Source organism: Paenibacillus sp. VT-400 (genome assembly GCF_001029205.1).
GTDB lineage: Bacteria > Bacillota > Bacilli > Paenibacillales > Paenibacillaceae > Paenibacillus > Paenibacillus amylolyticus.
On the sequence record NZ_LELF01000067.1, the window covers coordinates 1,940,386 to 1,956,130 of the forward strand.

General features: G+C 43.6%; 13 protein-coding genes and 1 pseudogene. 9 read left to right on the plus strand and 5 right to left on the minus strand.

All coding sequences use genetic code 11. The features are described 5' to 3' along the window. Nucleotides 1–67: 67 nt before the first annotated feature. Nucleotides 68–490: a hypothetical protein gene (locus EL84_RS19435; protein WP_047842746.1), complete on the minus strand. Its 423-nt coding sequence runs from the start codon at nt 488–490 to the stop codon at nt 68–70. Nucleotides 491–592: 102 nt separating this feature from the next. Between EL84_RS19435 and EL84_RS19440 the strand changes: the two genes are divergently transcribed. From EL84_RS19440 to EL84_RS31385, 3 genes and pseudogenes are all read left to right on the plus strand, one after another. Then, complete coding sequence (locus tag EL84_RS19440; RefSeq protein ID WP_047842747.1) at nt 593–838, plus strand: hypothetical protein; 246 nt, start codon at nt 593–595, stop codon at nt 836–838. A gap of 211 nt (nt 839–1,049) precedes the next feature. Further along, entirely contained in the window at nt 1,050–2,111 is a 1,062-nt protein-coding gene (locus EL84_RS19445) for a DUF3427 domain-containing protein (protein ID WP_082219072.1), read from the plus strand. A gap of 130 nt (nt 2,112–2,241) precedes the next feature. After that, a pseudogene (locus tag EL84_RS31385) lies at nt 2,242–2,427 on the plus strand (YebC/PmpR family DNA-binding transcriptional regulator); the annotation flags it as partial. A 90-nt stretch (nt 2,428–2,517) separates the two neighbouring features. On the opposite strand, the gene EL84_RS19450 reads toward EL84_RS31385, so the two are convergent. The 4 genes from EL84_RS19450 to EL84_RS19465 form a co-directional block, all read right to left on the minus strand. Continuing rightward, entirely contained in the window at nt 2,518–3,006 is a 489-nt protein-coding gene (locus tag EL84_RS19450; RefSeq protein WP_047842748.1) for a DMT family transporter, read from the minus strand. 14 nt (nt 3,007–3,020) lie between these two features. Beyond that, the gene (locus EL84_RS19455; protein ID WP_047842749.1) at nt 3,021–3,719 is read right to left on the minus strand and encodes a Crp/Fnr family transcriptional regulator; all 699 of its coding nucleotides are present in this window, start codon (nt 3,717–3,719) and stop codon (nt 3,021–3,023) included. A 45-nt stretch (nt 3,720–3,764) separates the two neighbouring features. Continuing rightward, nucleotides 3,765–4,190, minus strand: a complete 426-nt coding sequence (locus EL84_RS19460; protein WP_036608521.1) for a DMT family transporter — start codon at nt 4,188–4,190, stop codon at nt 3,765–3,767. A gap of 523 nt (nt 4,191–4,713) precedes the next feature. Then, entirely contained in the window at nt 4,714–5,511 is a 798-nt protein-coding gene (locus EL84_RS19465; protein WP_047842750.1) for a Nif3-like dinuclear metal center hexameric protein, read from the minus strand. A gap of 159 nt (nt 5,512–5,670) precedes the next feature. On the opposite strand from EL84_RS19465, the gene EL84_RS19470 reads away from it, so the two are divergent. The 6 genes from EL84_RS19470 (at nt 5,671) to EL84_RS19495 (ending at nt 15,716) form a co-directional block, all read left to right on the plus strand. Beyond that, a complete protein-coding gene (locus tag EL84_RS19470; protein WP_017688759.1) occupies nt 5,671–6,243 on the plus strand; it encodes a TetR/AcrR family transcriptional regulator in 573 nt (190 codons plus the stop codon). A 79-nt stretch (nt 6,244–6,322) separates the two neighbouring features. Then, nucleotides 6,323–9,445: an MMPL family transporter gene (locus EL84_RS19475; RefSeq protein ID WP_047842751.1), complete on the plus strand. Its 3,123-nt coding sequence runs from the start codon at nt 6,323–6,325 to the stop codon at nt 9,443–9,445. A gap of 298 nt (nt 9,446–9,743) precedes the next feature. Further along, the gene (locus tag EL84_RS19480) at nt 9,744–10,334 is read left to right on the plus strand and encodes a biliverdin-producing heme oxygenase (protein ID WP_047842752.1); all 591 of its coding nucleotides are present in this window, start codon (nt 9,744–9,746) and stop codon (nt 10,332–10,334) included. A 238-nt stretch (nt 10,335–10,572) separates the two neighbouring features. Continuing rightward, nucleotides 10,573–12,150: a TerB N-terminal domain-containing protein gene (locus tag EL84_RS19485; RefSeq protein ID WP_047842753.1), complete on the plus strand. Its 1,578-nt coding sequence runs from the start codon at nt 10,573–10,575 to the stop codon at nt 12,148–12,150. 6 nt (nt 12,151–12,156) lie between these two features. Further along, a complete protein-coding gene (locus tag EL84_RS19490) occupies nt 12,157–13,500 on the plus strand; it encodes an ATP-binding protein (protein WP_047842754.1) in 1,344 nt (447 codons plus the stop codon). After that, on the plus strand, nt 13,497–15,716 hold the full coding sequence (locus tag EL84_RS19495) for a DEAD/DEAH box helicase (protein WP_047842755.1): 2,220 nt from the start codon (nt 13,497–13,499) through the stop codon (nt 15,714–15,716). The genes EL84_RS19490 and EL84_RS19495 overlap by 4 nt, the downstream gene beginning before the upstream one ends. Nucleotides 15,717–15,745: the final 29 nt, after the last annotated feature.

Here is a 15,745-nt window from a genome sequence, read left to right on the forward strand (position 1 = left end):
TTCTTAGATGCATTCTTGTTTTCGATCATTAACGATCATTCCTTGTATTCTGTTAAAACAGTACATCCTAAATGTGTTTTTTGGTGATCACTTGCCAAACTTTTAATCCTAGTGAATAAGCAATGAGAATCATAGTCTGATTCCATTGAATCTTATATTCCTTTTTATCAATTGTAGCCTCTGTAAGTATATTCGTGATTTTATCAGCTGTTAATGGTGTATTCAATTTCTCAAATCGATTTAGGTGCATATAATGTTCTTCATTCTCTTCCCCATTGTAATCATCAATTTCAACAATACCTGTAGCTATCCCTCTTGCAATTATCCCTACACCACTACTATAGAGATAAACAATATCGTTTGCTTCGATTGTGTCGATATAATGCTTCCAAGGGCTATAATAAGCGGCACATTTCATGTTACTAATCATGTCATTTTCAGCTTGGGGGTTGTTTGATTTATTTGTATTAATGATATACACCTTTGGCATGTTCTCATTCCTTTTCACAATAGTAACTATAATTATATACAGTTTTAACCATAAATGATACGATAGGTAAAGGATTTCATAACAAAGTGGAGGTGTATTAATATGGCTGGAGCACCTGAATGGACAAAACATGAAAATTTAGCTATTTACATGTTTTTGGAGAAATATCCTCATAAATCAAGCGAAGAAATAGCTGAGGAGATTTTCAATAACAGTTTACTAAAAAATCACTTCTTCATTTATAGAAATAACGTGAATACAATTAAGCAGCATGTAGACTTGCTACGAAAGCCTGAGCATCAGGGTAGGCTCTTTGTACCAGATTATAAAAATCTTGAAGAAGGATAGAAGAGTACCAATTTACATAAAGTTGACAAAGATTGATGCAGTGCTAAGTGCACTGCATCTTTATATTACACAAAATGATTAAATATAGTACGACAAAGAATGTAATGTTGTATAATTTCAATTTCATCTTGTGTATTTATTATAGTGCTGCAACTGTTTATGTTGTTGTGATTTAAGGGTGAATTTCAAGTGATTAGGAGCTAATTATTAAATGATTCCACAAAACATAGTTAAACAAAATATCTTAGATGCTATAGCTGTAATACATAAAGAGGGTGTACCAAAAGAGAGAGAATCAACTAAATATCATTTAAGGTACAATGGTGGGCTGTATCCACCGAAATATGTAATAAGTGTTGCAAATAGGTTTGCTAATGGACATGCTTTAAGTCGTGATAGGTTTAATGGGGGAGCAGAAACTAACAACTTTCTTAAGCGATTAGGGTTTGAAGTTATAGAAGAAACTTTAGCTACAAAAAATGAAATGCAAATGTCAGAAGAACAAACATTTAGAGTGGGAGAGTATTATTCGCGGAATGATATATATCAGAAATTAAATGTTCCAAAAGCTAAACAAAAAGGCCATTGGAATACTGGATATACTCAATATGAGAAGGATTCTTTCATCTTTGCAAATGTGGGAACCGCAGGGCGAACTGGACATGACCATCCAAATCGGTTTGATGGAAATGATCTTATTTGGTATGGGCGAAATAAAAGTACATTAACACAGAGTTCTATACAATCCCTAATCAATCCAGAGGGACGAACATATATATTCGCGAGAGAAGATAGTAATGATCCTAAATTTTTGTTTTTAGGAAATGGAAGAGCAAAAGACTATTTTGATGAAAGTCCAGTTAAAATAATATGGTCTTTTGATAATGAAACTGAAAATCATCCAGAAATTCTTGCGGAAGAAGTCAATGAACTTGAAATATATACTGAAGGTTCTGTAAAGAAAGTATTAGTAAATGTATATGAAAGAAATCCAATAGCTAGGAAGAAGTGTATAGAACATTATGGATTAGGCTGTCAAGTGTGTGGGTTTAACTTTGTTAACATTTACGGAATTATCGGTGAGAACTTTATCCATGTTCATCATTTGAAGCCTTTGCATGAGATTAGTGAAAAATATGAAATTGATCCAGTGGAAGACTTACGCCCTATATGTCCGAACTGCCATGCTATGTTACATAAACGTAAACCGGCATATTCCATTGAAGAACTAAAACGGATTATTAAAGATAAAGTTACCGATACGCCTCATTGATGTTGTCTATAATGCTTATAACTACATTTAAGAAGGATAAACATGTAATCTGTTATAGTAAAATCACTCATAATTTGGTATAATAATGTATAAAATTTCATACAAAAAGTGAGAGAAATACAAATATAAGCACGCTGTACAAGAAGCATTCAAAGCTGTGGGTATTACTGAGTTCACAGTAGCTGAGCTGACGATGCTTGCGCAAAACCATATTGAACTTCCAGAAGATGCACAAGCTCAGTTCGAGAAACTGATCGATGCGCTTGAAGACCTTGAAGATGTTCAGCAGGTCTACCATAACGTAGAGTTCGTTTAAGAGAACGAGACGATACGTGGTGGTTTGATTGCATAAAAAGAGTGTCTGACCAATCTGCGGGATTGGACGGACACTCTTTTTTTTGTTCGTTTATGAGTCAGACTGAAGTTTTCCAGGGGACTGCTCTGATTTTTCCGATTTACTTCCACCGAACTTGAACAACACAATTCCCCCAACAATGACAAGTACACCGAACAGCTGATTCCACGAAAAAGGAATTTGCTCCAGACCGAGCCATCCCATGGAATCAAATAGTAGCGCAAAACTCAATTGGGACGTCAGTACGATCGAGATGGCATATGTGGGACCAAGCAGCTTCATCCCTTGCACGAGACAGAAGACCACGCCAACGCCGATGGCTCCACTGAGCCAGTACCAGGGCTGCATATGCTGGAAGCTGAATGTATTTTTGCCCTCGACTAGCAGAGAGATGAGGAAAGAAGCAATAAACCCGGTGAAAAGCACCATCGTTGTTGTGGACCATGAACCGGTGCGTTCATTGACTTTGCTATTAAAAATCGTTTGCAGACTGACAAGTGCACCTGCCAGTAGCGCAAGCGAAATACCTGTGATTAACATGGTTGTCGAACTCCTTATTCATAAATGTTGTGACCTGCTATTTCACGTAGACCCGCCCGGTCCTTGATCATAATCAATCCCTGATGTCGTTCAATTAACCCGTCTGCACAGAGCTTCTGGATGACCCGGTTCAGGTGTCGGTAACTGGTGCCGATCAGATTCGCGATGTCGGTCAGATTGAACGCGTCCAGCTCTTCATGAACGACGTTACCCGCTTCTTCTGTTGAGATGGAGAGCAGGTAGCTGACTAGACGAACCTCAACGGGATACATCAGGTTGAAATTGGAAAAATTCGAGTCAATGTAGAATTTGTGAGAGATGATTTTAAGCAAAAATTTAAGTAAAGGTGCATAATCGCTGGCAAGCTCAGCAAGCCATTGATAATGAATGCGAAGCATCACCACAGGTGACACGGCCTGAACCGTATTAACAATATCGCTTTCACGGACATACTCTATGTCACCGACAACTTCAAGCGGTGTTTTGAAACAAAGCACCAGCGTTTTGTCCTGAGCGGAGGTGGTGAAAATCTTGATTTTACCCTCGACCAGTACGTACAAATATTCGGAAGTTTCCCCTTCACGACAGATCAATTCACACTTCTCAAAGTGGCATAACGTCATATGTGTACGCAGGGGCTCGTGAAATACAGTTTCGAGTTGATATTGCTTCAGATATTGTATTAATTGTTGCTCGTTATGGATCTCTTGCACGCTGTTATTCACCCCCGACGATATGTTTCAATCCTTCTCCAAAAACTATAGTTTCATAATAATGACACCAGTCACCATTAAGGCAATACCTAGAAATTGCGGCAGTTTCATCTTTTGTTTCACCACGCCGAACCATCCGTTACTATCCACCAGAAAAGTCAGGAACAGCTGAGCAATCAACAGGGCCGAGATCGTGAATGTAACCCCAATTTGCTGAATTGCTGTCACTTCGCTGAAAATAATGACGGCGCCAAAAGCGCCTCCAGCCAGGTACATAGGTTTTACTTGTTTGAGTCCTTGAAGGTTGGTGTCTCTAACAAACATTAGGATCAGCGCCGCTAAGATGAAGCCTGTCAGTTGTGTAATCGTAGCAGCTTGCCAAGTGCCCATGTCGGTGCTAATCCGAGTATTGGCAACACCTTGGAGCGTGATACACGCGCCACCCAGTAATGCAAAAATAATTCCTCTCATATGTACGCTCCTTATTCAATCACTTCGACTTCTATTATTAAATGATAAATTGACTCTGAACGCCAAGGACAAATGTCCTGAGCTTTGAAGTCACAGCATCTAGAGTACAATAAAGAACTCGGGAAATCCAGATGGGGCATGAAGAAATGCGTGGCATATGTGCTCAGTACTCATTTTTCATCATAATCTAACGAACCAGTGACACCTTATTGTACTGATCCGATTGAATTGAGAGATCTAACGAATCTCAGCAACGTTAAATGGGTTATGTTGGTTAGAAATGGGCGGTAAAACAGGGGGAATGGAGGAATAGGGTGTCTACGATTCGTTACTTTTGAAAATCGGCAAATATTCGCTAAATAGAGTGTGTCAGGTTCGTTAGCTATCCAAGAACTGACACGAGAGTCTGCCCAGCGTCCCCGGAGCATAGAAAGTATCCAAAGCTCCAGGGTAGGACAGGCAATGAGAATAGAAGCAATCAGCTAGAAGATCCTCTCCGTACACATCAAATCCAATGATCCTTCTAGATCACAGTGTACACAGGCTTCTCGTTAACAAAACGAACAGACAATTCGGGAAAACGTTCTGCCAACTTGTCTGCTAATAGCTTCATTCCCGAAGCCTCGCTCTCGGCATGCCCCATCATGATCAGTGCCTTGGACTTGCCTTGTTGCACAGCATCACGGATATATTCCGGTGTCTCCCATTCGAATCCTTCTCCTGCAATGATGAGATCCAATTGCTCATTCTGAATCAAGGGAATTGTCACATGTCCATTACCACGAAAACCTACCAGTACCGCTGCGCGTTTACATACTATTTCCGCATTGCCCGCAACGCGTACATAATCGATGCCCAGGGAACTTTTCACATGTTGAGCAATAGCTTGGGCGGTGCGTCCTTCCGGAAAAGAAAGAATGTCTGCTTCCGCTAGTCGTTGTTCCACATAAGAGGACCACCCCAAGGCCTGGATTACCCCTTCTGTAATGCCATCCGGTTGAAAACGGTGGATCACATCGTGACAGCGATATATGGAGATGCCTGCTTCGTCGATCAAATTTCTTTTAGTTTCATAAACTGGATCATTGGCTAACCAATCGGTATGACTGTGATGGTTGTAGAAGGGGGATTCATGAGCGATAATTAGATTGGCCCCACGTTGTACGGCATGTTCAATGACATGTTGAGTGGGCATAAAAGTAACAAACACACCTGTGACCGTTTGGTCGGACGAGCCAGTAATCAGCCGATCTACCGTGTTCTCCGGTAACTCTACATGGGCTGTGAGATACTGTATAATGTCTTGAATGGTTATATTCATGAACATAAGTCCTCCAAAATAATAGATTTTATAGTTATTGTATCATTTTGAAGAATAAACAGTAGGATAGAAAGGTCTTGCTTGAAGTGACAAAAGGAGTTATACTGATCAAACATAACGGAATGAACGTTCATTCCTATATAAAGGAGGGATAGCCACATGGCTAAAAGCAGCAAAAAAGATGATATTTTTGCAGCTGCTTTAACGCTTTTTGCCCAGCGGGGATTCGATGCAACAACCATGCCGATGATTGCCGATTCGGCTCAGGTGGGAGCAGGTACTATTTACCGTTATTTTACGAACAAGGAAGTATTGTTGAATGAACTTTTTCAGAAAAGTATCAGGGAGTTTCTTGATGCCTTAAAACAGGGATTTCCGAATGAGCCGATACCTGTACGAGACCAGTTTCATCATATTTTTCGTGGATTGTTCAAGTTTGCAGAGTCCGACCCGGATCGCTTAAAGTTTATTAATTCTACGGGTAATGCATTGCATTTTCACGATGAAAGCAAGGAAAGTGTCAATGAATTTATGGGGTTTCTGAATGAATGCATACATAAGGGGCAGCAGCAAGGAGCCATTCTTATACTGCCTACAGAAGCTTTAATGAATATAGTCTACGGTGCTTTCATTCATTTGTTTGAACATTTTAATAAAGGTCTCCTGGAAGCGACGCCGGAGCTAATGAACCAGCTTGAGGAGTGCCTGTGGAATGCCATTAGAGTCCATTGATTCTATTGGCCTTTTTTTACAACATAAACGGAATGAATATTCATTCCTATACTAGACATAAGGTGTGTGAAGATAAATCATGAATAAACTTAGGAATCCCAGAACGATTTCCCTGATTTTATGGATACTTATTACTCTCGTTTCTGTAGTGGCGATGCCTGATTTTGGTCAACTGGTAAAAGAAAAAGGACAGATTTCAATTCCTGAAACGGCACAAAGCCAGGTTGCTGCGACTATGTTGAGAGATATGGATAAGGATAGCGGGAATACTTATTCCATCATTGCTGTATTTAATAGTGGAGAAGATACACAAGCATTAACGAACCAGCAAAAGACGGAGATCGAATCCGTTTTATCCAACCTGAAAAATCAGAAAAAGCAACTGAATATTGAGACGATCACAAGCCATCTGGATGGTGAAGAGCAAGCTGATCGGCTTATATCCGAGGACCGAACCACGATCCTGACTCAAATCACCGTCACTAAAGATGAGAATATTCCTCTTTCGGAAGTGATTAGTCTATTAAAAGAATCTACAGCCATCCCTGATGTGGATACATATCTGACGGGAGCTGACCTGATCGATGATGATTTTGGTAAATCGATTGAAGACGGTGTGCAGAAAACAGAAATTATCGCGATCATTTTCATCCTCGTTATCCTGATTATTATTTTTAGATCGCCGATCATACCTGTTATTTCACTGCTCACGGTAGGTATATCTTACGTTGTTTCATTAGCTATTGTGGGATATCTTGTAGATTGGTTTAACTTTCCGTTCTCGAACTTTACTCAGATATTTATGGTCGTTATCCTCTTTGGTATTGGTACGGATTATAATATCCTGTTATATACCAGATTCAAGGAGGAACTAAGTAGACAAGATGGCGATGTGATTCTTGCGACCAAAACGACATTTAAAACAGCAGGCAGAACCGTATTGTATAGCGGCATCGCTGTATTTATCGGGTTTCTTGCACTCATGCTTGCCAAGTTTCAGTTATATCAGGCAACCTCTGCGGTGGCGATCGCAGTAGCGGTTCTCATTATCGTCCTCAATACGTTGAACCCGTTCTTCATGGTTGTCATGGGCAAAAAAATGTTCTGGCCATCGAAAAAATTCGAAGGCCATGCGGACAGCCGACTGTGGGGATTTTTATCCCGCCAATCGGTACGAAGGCCTTTCCTGGCAATCGTTCTGGTTGCGGTAATTAGTGTTCCTTTATTATTCAGTTACAGTAATCGACTAAGTTATAATGACCTGTTTGAAGTCAATAATGACTACAATTCCAAACAGGGGATTAATCTGATTATGGAGCATTATGCACCAGGATTCTCAGCGCCAACAACATTGGTTGTGCAATCCGAGCAGGCAATGGACAATCAGACATTGCTGAAGGCACTGGATGATCTGACGGATAAGATGTCCAAGGTGGAAGGTGTCTCTGAGGTTTACAGTGTCACTCGACCAACTGGAGTCCAAATTAAAGAGTTGTATATTAACGATCAAGCAGAGGAGCTTAATCAGGGTATTGGTAAAGCAAACGAAGGTGTGGGCGAAATTAACGAAGGTTTGTCCTCTGCAGCTGGACAGCTTCAATCTTCAAATGATTTAAGTAACGTACAACTGTTGATTGATGGAACAAGCCGGTTGCAAGTTGGAGTAAATGCATTGGGAGACGCCATGAATCAGGTATCTGATGGGCTGAATAATGGGGAAGAAGGGGCAGAGACGTTGAAAAACGGACTTACTACCCTTAAAGAAAAGGTTGGAGTCCTGTCTAAAGGTGCCAATGATCTGCAAAAAGGGTATAGGCAACTTGAACAGGGATTTGGTTCCTTTAGTGGTACTTTCACAAGCATCAAGACAGCCATTAAGGGAGCGCTTGATGCCTATACTCAGATCGAAGGCAGCATGACCCGTCTAATTGTGAATCACCCTGAGTTACAACAAGAAGAAGATGCCGTACAAGTGATTAATATTTCTCAAGCGGCTCAAACTGAACTGAACGCGTTATACACACAGTTGGACCCGTTGATGCAGCAGTACAATGGGGCTATGGTTTCTTTCAAGGAAGCCAACGAGTCAATGGCTCAAATTAGTGGCGGTCTGACTCAGGTTGCTGTAGGTGTCGGCCAGCTTGAAGACGGTGCTGGCGAGCTATCCAAAGGTTTGGCCACTGGAGCCAATGGAACCAAGCAGATAGCGGGTAAAACATTGGAAGTGAAAGATGGGCTGGGTCAGATTAATGAAGGACAGAGTCAGTTGTTAAGCGGTCTGAACGATTTGCAGGACAAAATGGGTGAGTTGAAATCCGGATTGACCGAAAGTACAAAAGGACTCTCAGATGTGTCGAAGGGTCTTGGTGATGCCGAAGATTATTTGGGTCATCTTGGCCAGTCTGATGCTGCGAAAAGCTTCTACATTCCAGAAGAAGTATTAAAAGGAGAAGAGTTTCTAAGTTCGCTCGACATGTATATGTCTTCGGATCGGAAGACAGCGGAAATCACCATCATTTTGACCGATAATCCATATTCGAAAGAAGCGATGGATGTTGTTCAAAATCTTAACAAGCAGTTGGAAACGGCTTTGGTTGGCACGGATTTGAGTGAGGCGAAAGTGGCACTGGGCGGCATACCGTCACAGAACCTGGATATGAAAGAATTATCCGGAGGTGATCTGAATCGGACGTCCATGATCATGCTGATTGGAATTGGATTGATACTTTTGTTCATTATTCGTTCGTTTTGGCAGACTATAATCATTATAGGTGCGTTATTCCTGACGTATTATGTGGCCCTTGGTCTGAATGAATTGCTGGTGGTTGGCCCGCTTGGTGTTGACTACCTGAGCTGGAACGTTCCTTTCTTCAGTCTGATCATGATTGTTACACTTGGTGTGGACTACAGTATCTTCCTCATGATGAAATATCGTGAGATTGAAGGAGATCCAATTCATAAAATTACGGAAGCTTCCCGTAATATAGGAGGGGTCGTGATCTCGGCGGCAGTGATCTTGGGAGGTACCTTCGCCGCACTAATTCCTTCCGGTGTTGTTACGCTGATTGAAGTAGCTATTTCTGTCATCATCGGATTGGTTTTGCTAAGTTTTGTCATGCTTCCAATCTTGCTTCCGGCTCTAATCAGTCTATTACACAAGTTAAAAAACTGGGGTTCGGGGTCCGATCCCATAAACAAATAAATCATCTTTATATCAAACGATTCCTGACAAAAATGACGTCAGGGGTCGTTTTTTATTTTTTTATCCTATGAATTATAACTAAGTTATCATAACAATGCGGGAAATAATCTAACGTAAAACAATGACGGATTCATATAGTTTTCTCAAACAAGAATAAGTATACTTACATAGAGTCTTTGTTTGTCTTAAATGGAGCTGAGTGCAAGAAAAGCAGTTTCTATTTCAATATACTGAGGATCAGTTGAGGATCAGCATTCATTTGCAACAATAAAACAGATTGTGAAAGGGGATAACTACGATGACAGCAACAACAATTATGGAACGTCTGAAGAGCGAGACAGCTCATTATCACAGACAAGTAGAACAGAACCCTTATGCAAAAGCCATTATGAATCAAACTGTGACTATAGAAGAATATAGAACATATTTAGAGAAATTTTATGGATTCCTGAAACCACTGGAAGATCAGGCTGTTCTGCTGCCTTTCTGGGAAAGTACGGAATTGGATATTGAGATTAGAGGCAAGGCTGTACTGTTGGAGAAAGATTTACGAAATCTGGGTGCCAGTGAAGAGGAAATCAGCCAACTTCCGCTCTGTGAAGAACTGCCGGATATTTCGACACCTGCCCGTTTGTTCGGATATCTGTATGTTATTGAGGGGTCCACGAACGGTGGACAGATCATGACCAAGCGTTTGTCGCAGTTCCTGCCCATTGAGGCCGATCGTGGTTTGGAATATTTCAATGCTTACGGCTCTGAGACAAGAACAAGATGGAGCGAGTTTACAGGTTTGCTGCAGCGGTCCATCAGTAATCCAGAAGATCATGACAACATGGTACACAGCGCATCAGAGACATTCCGACTGTTAGATCAGTGGATTAATACGTAGGGCGGACTTTTTTCATATATTAAAAGGAACCTATATAAGTTGAAATAATACATTTACACATAACGGAGAGGACAGAGAAAAGTTAAATAGACATGATGAAAAGAGGGCAGAAATGCCTTCTTTTTTGTGTCCAGGAATGTCTAAATTTCGTCACCGCAGACACAGGACAAGTGATATAATGATCCCTATGGATACACTTGTTCGTATTCTGTCTTGGAGGAGGGTGAGATAACGTTCTATGAAAGACAACTCAAGACAATTGGAATTTATGGAGATAGATCTGAGTGAAGAACCTGAAACAGCAGCCGTTCCGGTTCCTGATCGTTCAACCATTGTGCAGTCTGCACATGATACGATTCAGCATCGTGGAGGCATATTGTCCTCAGAGAAACGTTTTGTAGAGGAAGCAAAGCAGTGGGCAGAGATGGAGGGGGATGTATCCCCGTGGGTTCCCTTTATGAGTTACTGGCCAACGTATGGCGTGATGAATGAAGCCCAGCGCAAGTGGTATATGTTTTGGAGGAAGGAAGTACGTCAGGGGAGATACCCCGATACCGATCTGTCCTATCTATTTGTTCATATCTACGAGTTAATTAACGGCATTGGCTGGCAGAATCCTGAGGATGGTTATGATCAATTGAAGCAGCTATGGGTGAACTACCGTGAACGGCTCCCTCAATTAAATATATATATGCAAGAGTGGATGGTCGATTATGTGCTAGTCCATCAGATGGAGATGTCCTTATCCGAGGTCATGGGCCTTTCGGGCGGATATCTGCCAGCAGAGATGCTGGATATGGAGCTGCAACGTATTTTACAGGATAAAGTATCGGATATCTCGCTGAATATGCTACAAAGATACTATGATTACGATATTACACTTAGTAAGTTCTACAGAGATGGCGGCAAAGAAGTGATGGAGCAGTACATCCCGCGCGTCATGGCCTTGGTTGATTCGTATCTGGAACGTACGCGACAAGTTGGAATGTTGCCTGAGTTTGAATCCAACGATGAACGTACGGTGGAGCGCATCCTGTTTCGCAAAGCAGTCTATGATGATTCGATCTATGGAAGATCGGTATCATTCAGATATATGCCCATAGGCGAGCAGTCTGATTTTGTGCAGATGGTTACGCGGATCTATCGATGTACTGAAAATAAACTTCGTGAACTGCTCGGATTCAGAGGCAGATTGCGAGGACAGACTCTTGAACCCGAACTTGCAAATCTGATTGAACGTTACCTGGACAAAGCATATGCGATCGAGCAGGCGGAGTCTGTGGAACAACCGATGATTCGTATTGATACAGAGAAATTGGCATCTTTACAGCAGGAAAGTGAGTACGTGCGATTGGCGCTTACAATTGAGGATGATCACCCTTCTGAAGTGAAGGATGAAGAGGATAACAACGCAAATGTTACAAGTAATCCATTCGATGTACTGGAAGTAAGGGACGAGATCACTCCAACTGAAGGTTCTATGGAGTCCGAGCCATGCGCAGTAGAGATTGCAACAGGAGCGCAAGTAGAATCGATTAGGTTGCAGTGGGACGAGTCTGCTGAGGCTGATCTTGATGAAGAATGGCTGCTCTTTGCCAAGGAACTCTCCCCTCAGCAGGTGCAAACGATTCATGTTCTACTTGGCGCAAGTCCAGATACGGAGCTGATGCGTCTGGCTGAGCAATATGGAACGATGCCTACGCTTCTGCTGGATGAAATTAATGATGTGGCTATGGAAACGATCGGTGATCTTCTGATTGATGGCGATCGGATTGTTCCTGATTATATAGATGTGTTCGAACATGTGAAGAGGTGATACGCAGTGACAGAACTTAAAATACCAAAGCGGCTGACCACCGCACTTGTAAATTCATTGACAGCTGGTGTTGTCCCGCGCATAGGACTCGAGCAGATTGCTGTTGGTCGGAAACCGGAAGTGGAAGCCATCTTGCGGGATATGGACAATATCGCCGAGGGAGGCGCAGCGTTTAAACTCATTACGGGTCGTTACGGCAGCGGTAAAAGCTTTCTTTTGCAGATGATTCGTAACTATGCGATGGATCGGGATTTCGTTGTGGCGGATGCGGATCTGTCACCTGAGCGACGACTGGTGGGAACCAAAGGCCAGGGACTTGCGACATATCGCGAACTGATGACTCGTCTGTCTACACGCACACGCCCGGATGGGGGAGCGTTGGAGCCGATTTTGCAAAAATGGATCGCAGGTTTGCAACAGTCCACGATGCAGAGTCAGAACCTGCGCCCGGATGATCCCGCTCTGCCGCTGGAAGTAGAGAAGCAGATCTATGCGGTGACGGGGGAGATGCAGAATCTGGTACACGGCTTTGATTTTGCCAAAGTACTGGCGTCATACTGGAACGGGTACAAGCTGGCTGATGATGATCGCAAACAGGCGGCCCTTCGCTGGCTTCGAGGAGAATTTGCAACCAAAACGGAAGCGAAAAAAGAACTGGCTGTTGGCGTTATCATTGACGATGACAACTGGTACGACTACTTCAAATTGTGGTCTGAATTCACAGCGCGCATTGGTTACAAAGGATTGCTGTTGTTCATTGATGAAGCGGTGAATCTGTACAAAATTACAAACAGTGTCTCCCGCCAAAGCAACTATGAAAAATTGCTGACCATGTTCAATGATACGATGCAGGGCAAAGCGGAGCACCTGGGCATATTTGTAGGCGGTACGCCGCAATTTGTGGAGGATGAACGGCGCGGATTATACAGCTATGAGGCGCTTCGCTCCAGGCTTATTGATGGTCGTTATGCAGCCAAAGCGTATGCGAATTACACAGGTCCGATCCTGAAGCTGGCGATGTTATCGCATGAAGAGATTCTGATTTTACTTCAGAAGCTGCGGCAGATTCATGCCCTGCATTTTGGATACAGCGCAAGTCTGACGGATGAACAATTGGTTGATTTTATGCAAACGGCGGTGAACCGGCTGGGTGCGGATGAATTGCTGACCACGCGTGAAGTGGTACGAGACTTTATGGATGTTCTGCATACGTTACACCAGAATCCTGAAGTGACTTATACTCAATTACTTGGCGAGCGGGTTGCCAAACCTCAGGAAACGGGTAAAGGGACAGATGCTTCCGCGAATACAGATGATCTGGACGACTTTCTGGCGGAGTTTGAATTATGAGTGATAATCCGTTCTATCGGCTGGCTCCGTTTGTTCAGGAATTTATATATAAAAAAAGATGGGAATCTCTTCGTCCTGCTCAGATTGAGGCCTGCAATATCTGTTTTCATACCCCGCATCATATGCTGATTGCGGCGGGAACGGCCTCCGGCAAAACGGAGGCGGCTTTTTTTCCTGCATTGACCGAGCTGTATGAACGGCCTTCCAAGTCGGTTGGCATTTTGTACATTGGACCTCTGAAAGCCCTGATTAATGATCAATTCGAACGTCTTAAGGATCTGTTATCCGAAGGAAATATTCCGGTTTGGCATTGGCACGGGGACGTACCTCAGGCGGAGAAAACAAAACTGATGAAAAATCCGTCCGGTGTGCTCCAGATAACGCCAGAATCGCTGGAAGGTCTGCTCATGAATCGACCGAATGCAATCCCGGCGCTGTTTCATGACCTGCGGTATGTCATCATCGATGAGGTGCATGCTTTCATGGGAGCGGATCGGGGCATTCAAGTACTCAGCGAACTTGCCAGAATCGAGCGTATGGCTGGCTGTGCACCGCGAAGAGTGGGCTTGTCTGCTACACTTAGTGACTATGATACGGCTACATCTTGGCTTGCTGCGGGAACGCAGCAGGGAGTGGATGTGGTCTCTTCCCCGGGCGGTCGCAAGCTGCGACTCCGGGTGGAACATTTCTCTTTTCCGGATGCACAGGACGAGGAGCAGGCGGAGCAGCTTCATAACGCACGCAAAGCGTACTACGACTTCATCTATGAGAGCACACATCGTAAAAAAGCGCTGATCTTCACCAACAGCCGAACGGATGCAGAAGTCACCATTCTTGAGATGCGGCGAGTCGCGGCTCGCAGGCAAGAGCGTGATGTGTTCCATGTGCATCATGGAAGTATCTCGGCCATGCTGAGGGAAGAGACGGAAGCTGCCCTACGCACTGGATCGGGGCCTGCGGTTGCTGCGGCAACGGTCACGCTTGAACTGGGCATCGATCTGGGCGAACTGGAACGTGTGGTTCAGCTCGGTGCACCGTATAGTGCGTCCAGCTTTGTACAGCGTCTGGGACGTTCAGGGAGACGAGAGGACATGGCATCGGAGATGCTTTTTGTATGTCCGGAGGAAGAGGATGAGGAAGCGCAATTGCCAGCACGTATGCCGTGGACGTTGATGCGTGCGATTGCTGTTATCGAACTATATGTAAAAACCAAATGGGTCGAGCCGCTTGAAGCTCGCAAAATGCCCATAGGTGTGCTCTACCATCAGACGATGAGCATGTTGAAAAGTATGGGGGAGGCGGAGCCGAGAGATCTTGCGGAAGCCATCCTTTCGCTGGCCCCATTTGCGTTGATCAGACCTGATCAATATCAGGTATTCCTGAATTACCTCATTGAGACGGATCATCTGCAATGGACAGAGGATCGAACATTGATCATCGGTCTGACAGGTGAGAAAATTGTGAATAATTATCGCTTCTACGCCGTGTTTAAAGACGATGAGGAACATAAAGTACTAAACGGCTCGGAAGAGATTGGTTCGATTACAACAGTGCCCCCACCTGGCTATTGCTTCTCGCTCGCAGGCAAACTGTGGAAAGTGGAAGAGGTTGATCACAAGCACAAGGCTGTGTATGTGAAGTCTGCAAAAGGTAAGGTAGATACGTTATGGCTTGGAGCGGGAGGAGATATTCATACGTCGGTAGTACAGAAAATGCGTGAAGTGTTGTCCGACTCGACCATCTATCCCTACTTGTCACCGCAAGCCGTCAATCGACTTGAACGGGCGCGCCGCCTAGCTCGTGAAAGCGGACTGTTGAAGCAGGTCGTGATTCCGGCAGGGGGAGATTCGATGTACGTTCTTCCTTGGGTGGGAAGTAAATCATTCCGTACATTGGAGCGCCTGATGAAGCATAATCTGTCCAAGAAACTTGCCTTGCGTTCGGTTGTGCCCATGGAGCCATATTATTTTGTAGTATCCGGCAAGGTCGACGAACGAACATTGTTAGCCGAGATCATGAGTGAATGTCGAACGGCTGAAGACGCATCTGCGTTACTGGCTGAAGATGAAGCGCCTTATCTGGGCAAGTATGATGAATTTGTCGCGCCGCCTTTGATCCGTGATGCTTTTGCCGTAGATGGGCTGGATCTGGATGGATTGAAGGCAGGTTTACAGCAAACATTGGAGTGGGACTCCTCAGGCTCCAATCGGACATGACGTTTTAGCGTAATCAGAGTACTCGAAGA

Bases quoted from the DNA above. Each gene is read 5' to 3' on its own strand.
- EL84_RS19465 (WP_047842750.1), bottom strand. From the start codon at position 5,511: ATGAATATAACCATTCAAGACATTATACAGTATCTCACAGCCCATGTA.
- EL84_RS19440 (WP_047842747.1), top strand. From the start codon at position 593: ATGGCTGGAGCACCTGAATGGACAAAACATGAAAATTTAGCTATTTAC.
- EL84_RS19480 (WP_047842752.1), top strand. From the start codon at position 9,744: ATGACAGCAACAACAATTATGGAACGTCTGAAGAGCGAGACAGCTCAT.
- EL84_RS19475 (WP_047842751.1), top strand. From the start codon at position 6,323: ATGAATAAACTTAGGAATCCCAGAACGATTTCCCTGATTTTATGGATA.
- EL84_RS19495 (WP_047842755.1), top strand. From the start codon at position 13,497: ATGAGTGATAATCCGTTCTATCGGCTGGCTCCGTTTGTTCAGGAATTT.
- EL84_RS19485 (WP_047842753.1), top strand. From the start codon at position 10,573: ATGAAAGACAACTCAAGACAATTGGAATTTATGGAGATAGATCTGAGT.
- EL84_RS19435 (WP_047842746.1), bottom strand. From the start codon at position 490: ATGCCAAAGGTGTATATCATTAATACAAATAAATCAAACAACCCCCAA.
- EL84_RS19450 (WP_047842748.1), bottom strand. From the start codon at position 3,006: ATGTTAATCACAGGTATTTCGCTTGCGCTACTGGCAGGTGCACTTGTC.
- EL84_RS19470 (WP_017688759.1), top strand. From the start codon at position 5,671: ATGGCTAAAAGCAGCAAAAAAGATGATATTTTTGCAGCTGCTTTAACG.
- EL84_RS19460 (WP_036608521.1), bottom strand. From the start codon at position 4,190: ATGAGAGGAATTATTTTTGCATTACTGGGTGGCGCGTGTATCACGCTC.
- EL84_RS19445 (WP_082219072.1), top strand. From the start codon at position 1,050: ATGATTCCACAAAACATAGTTAAACAAAATATCTTAGATGCTATAGCT.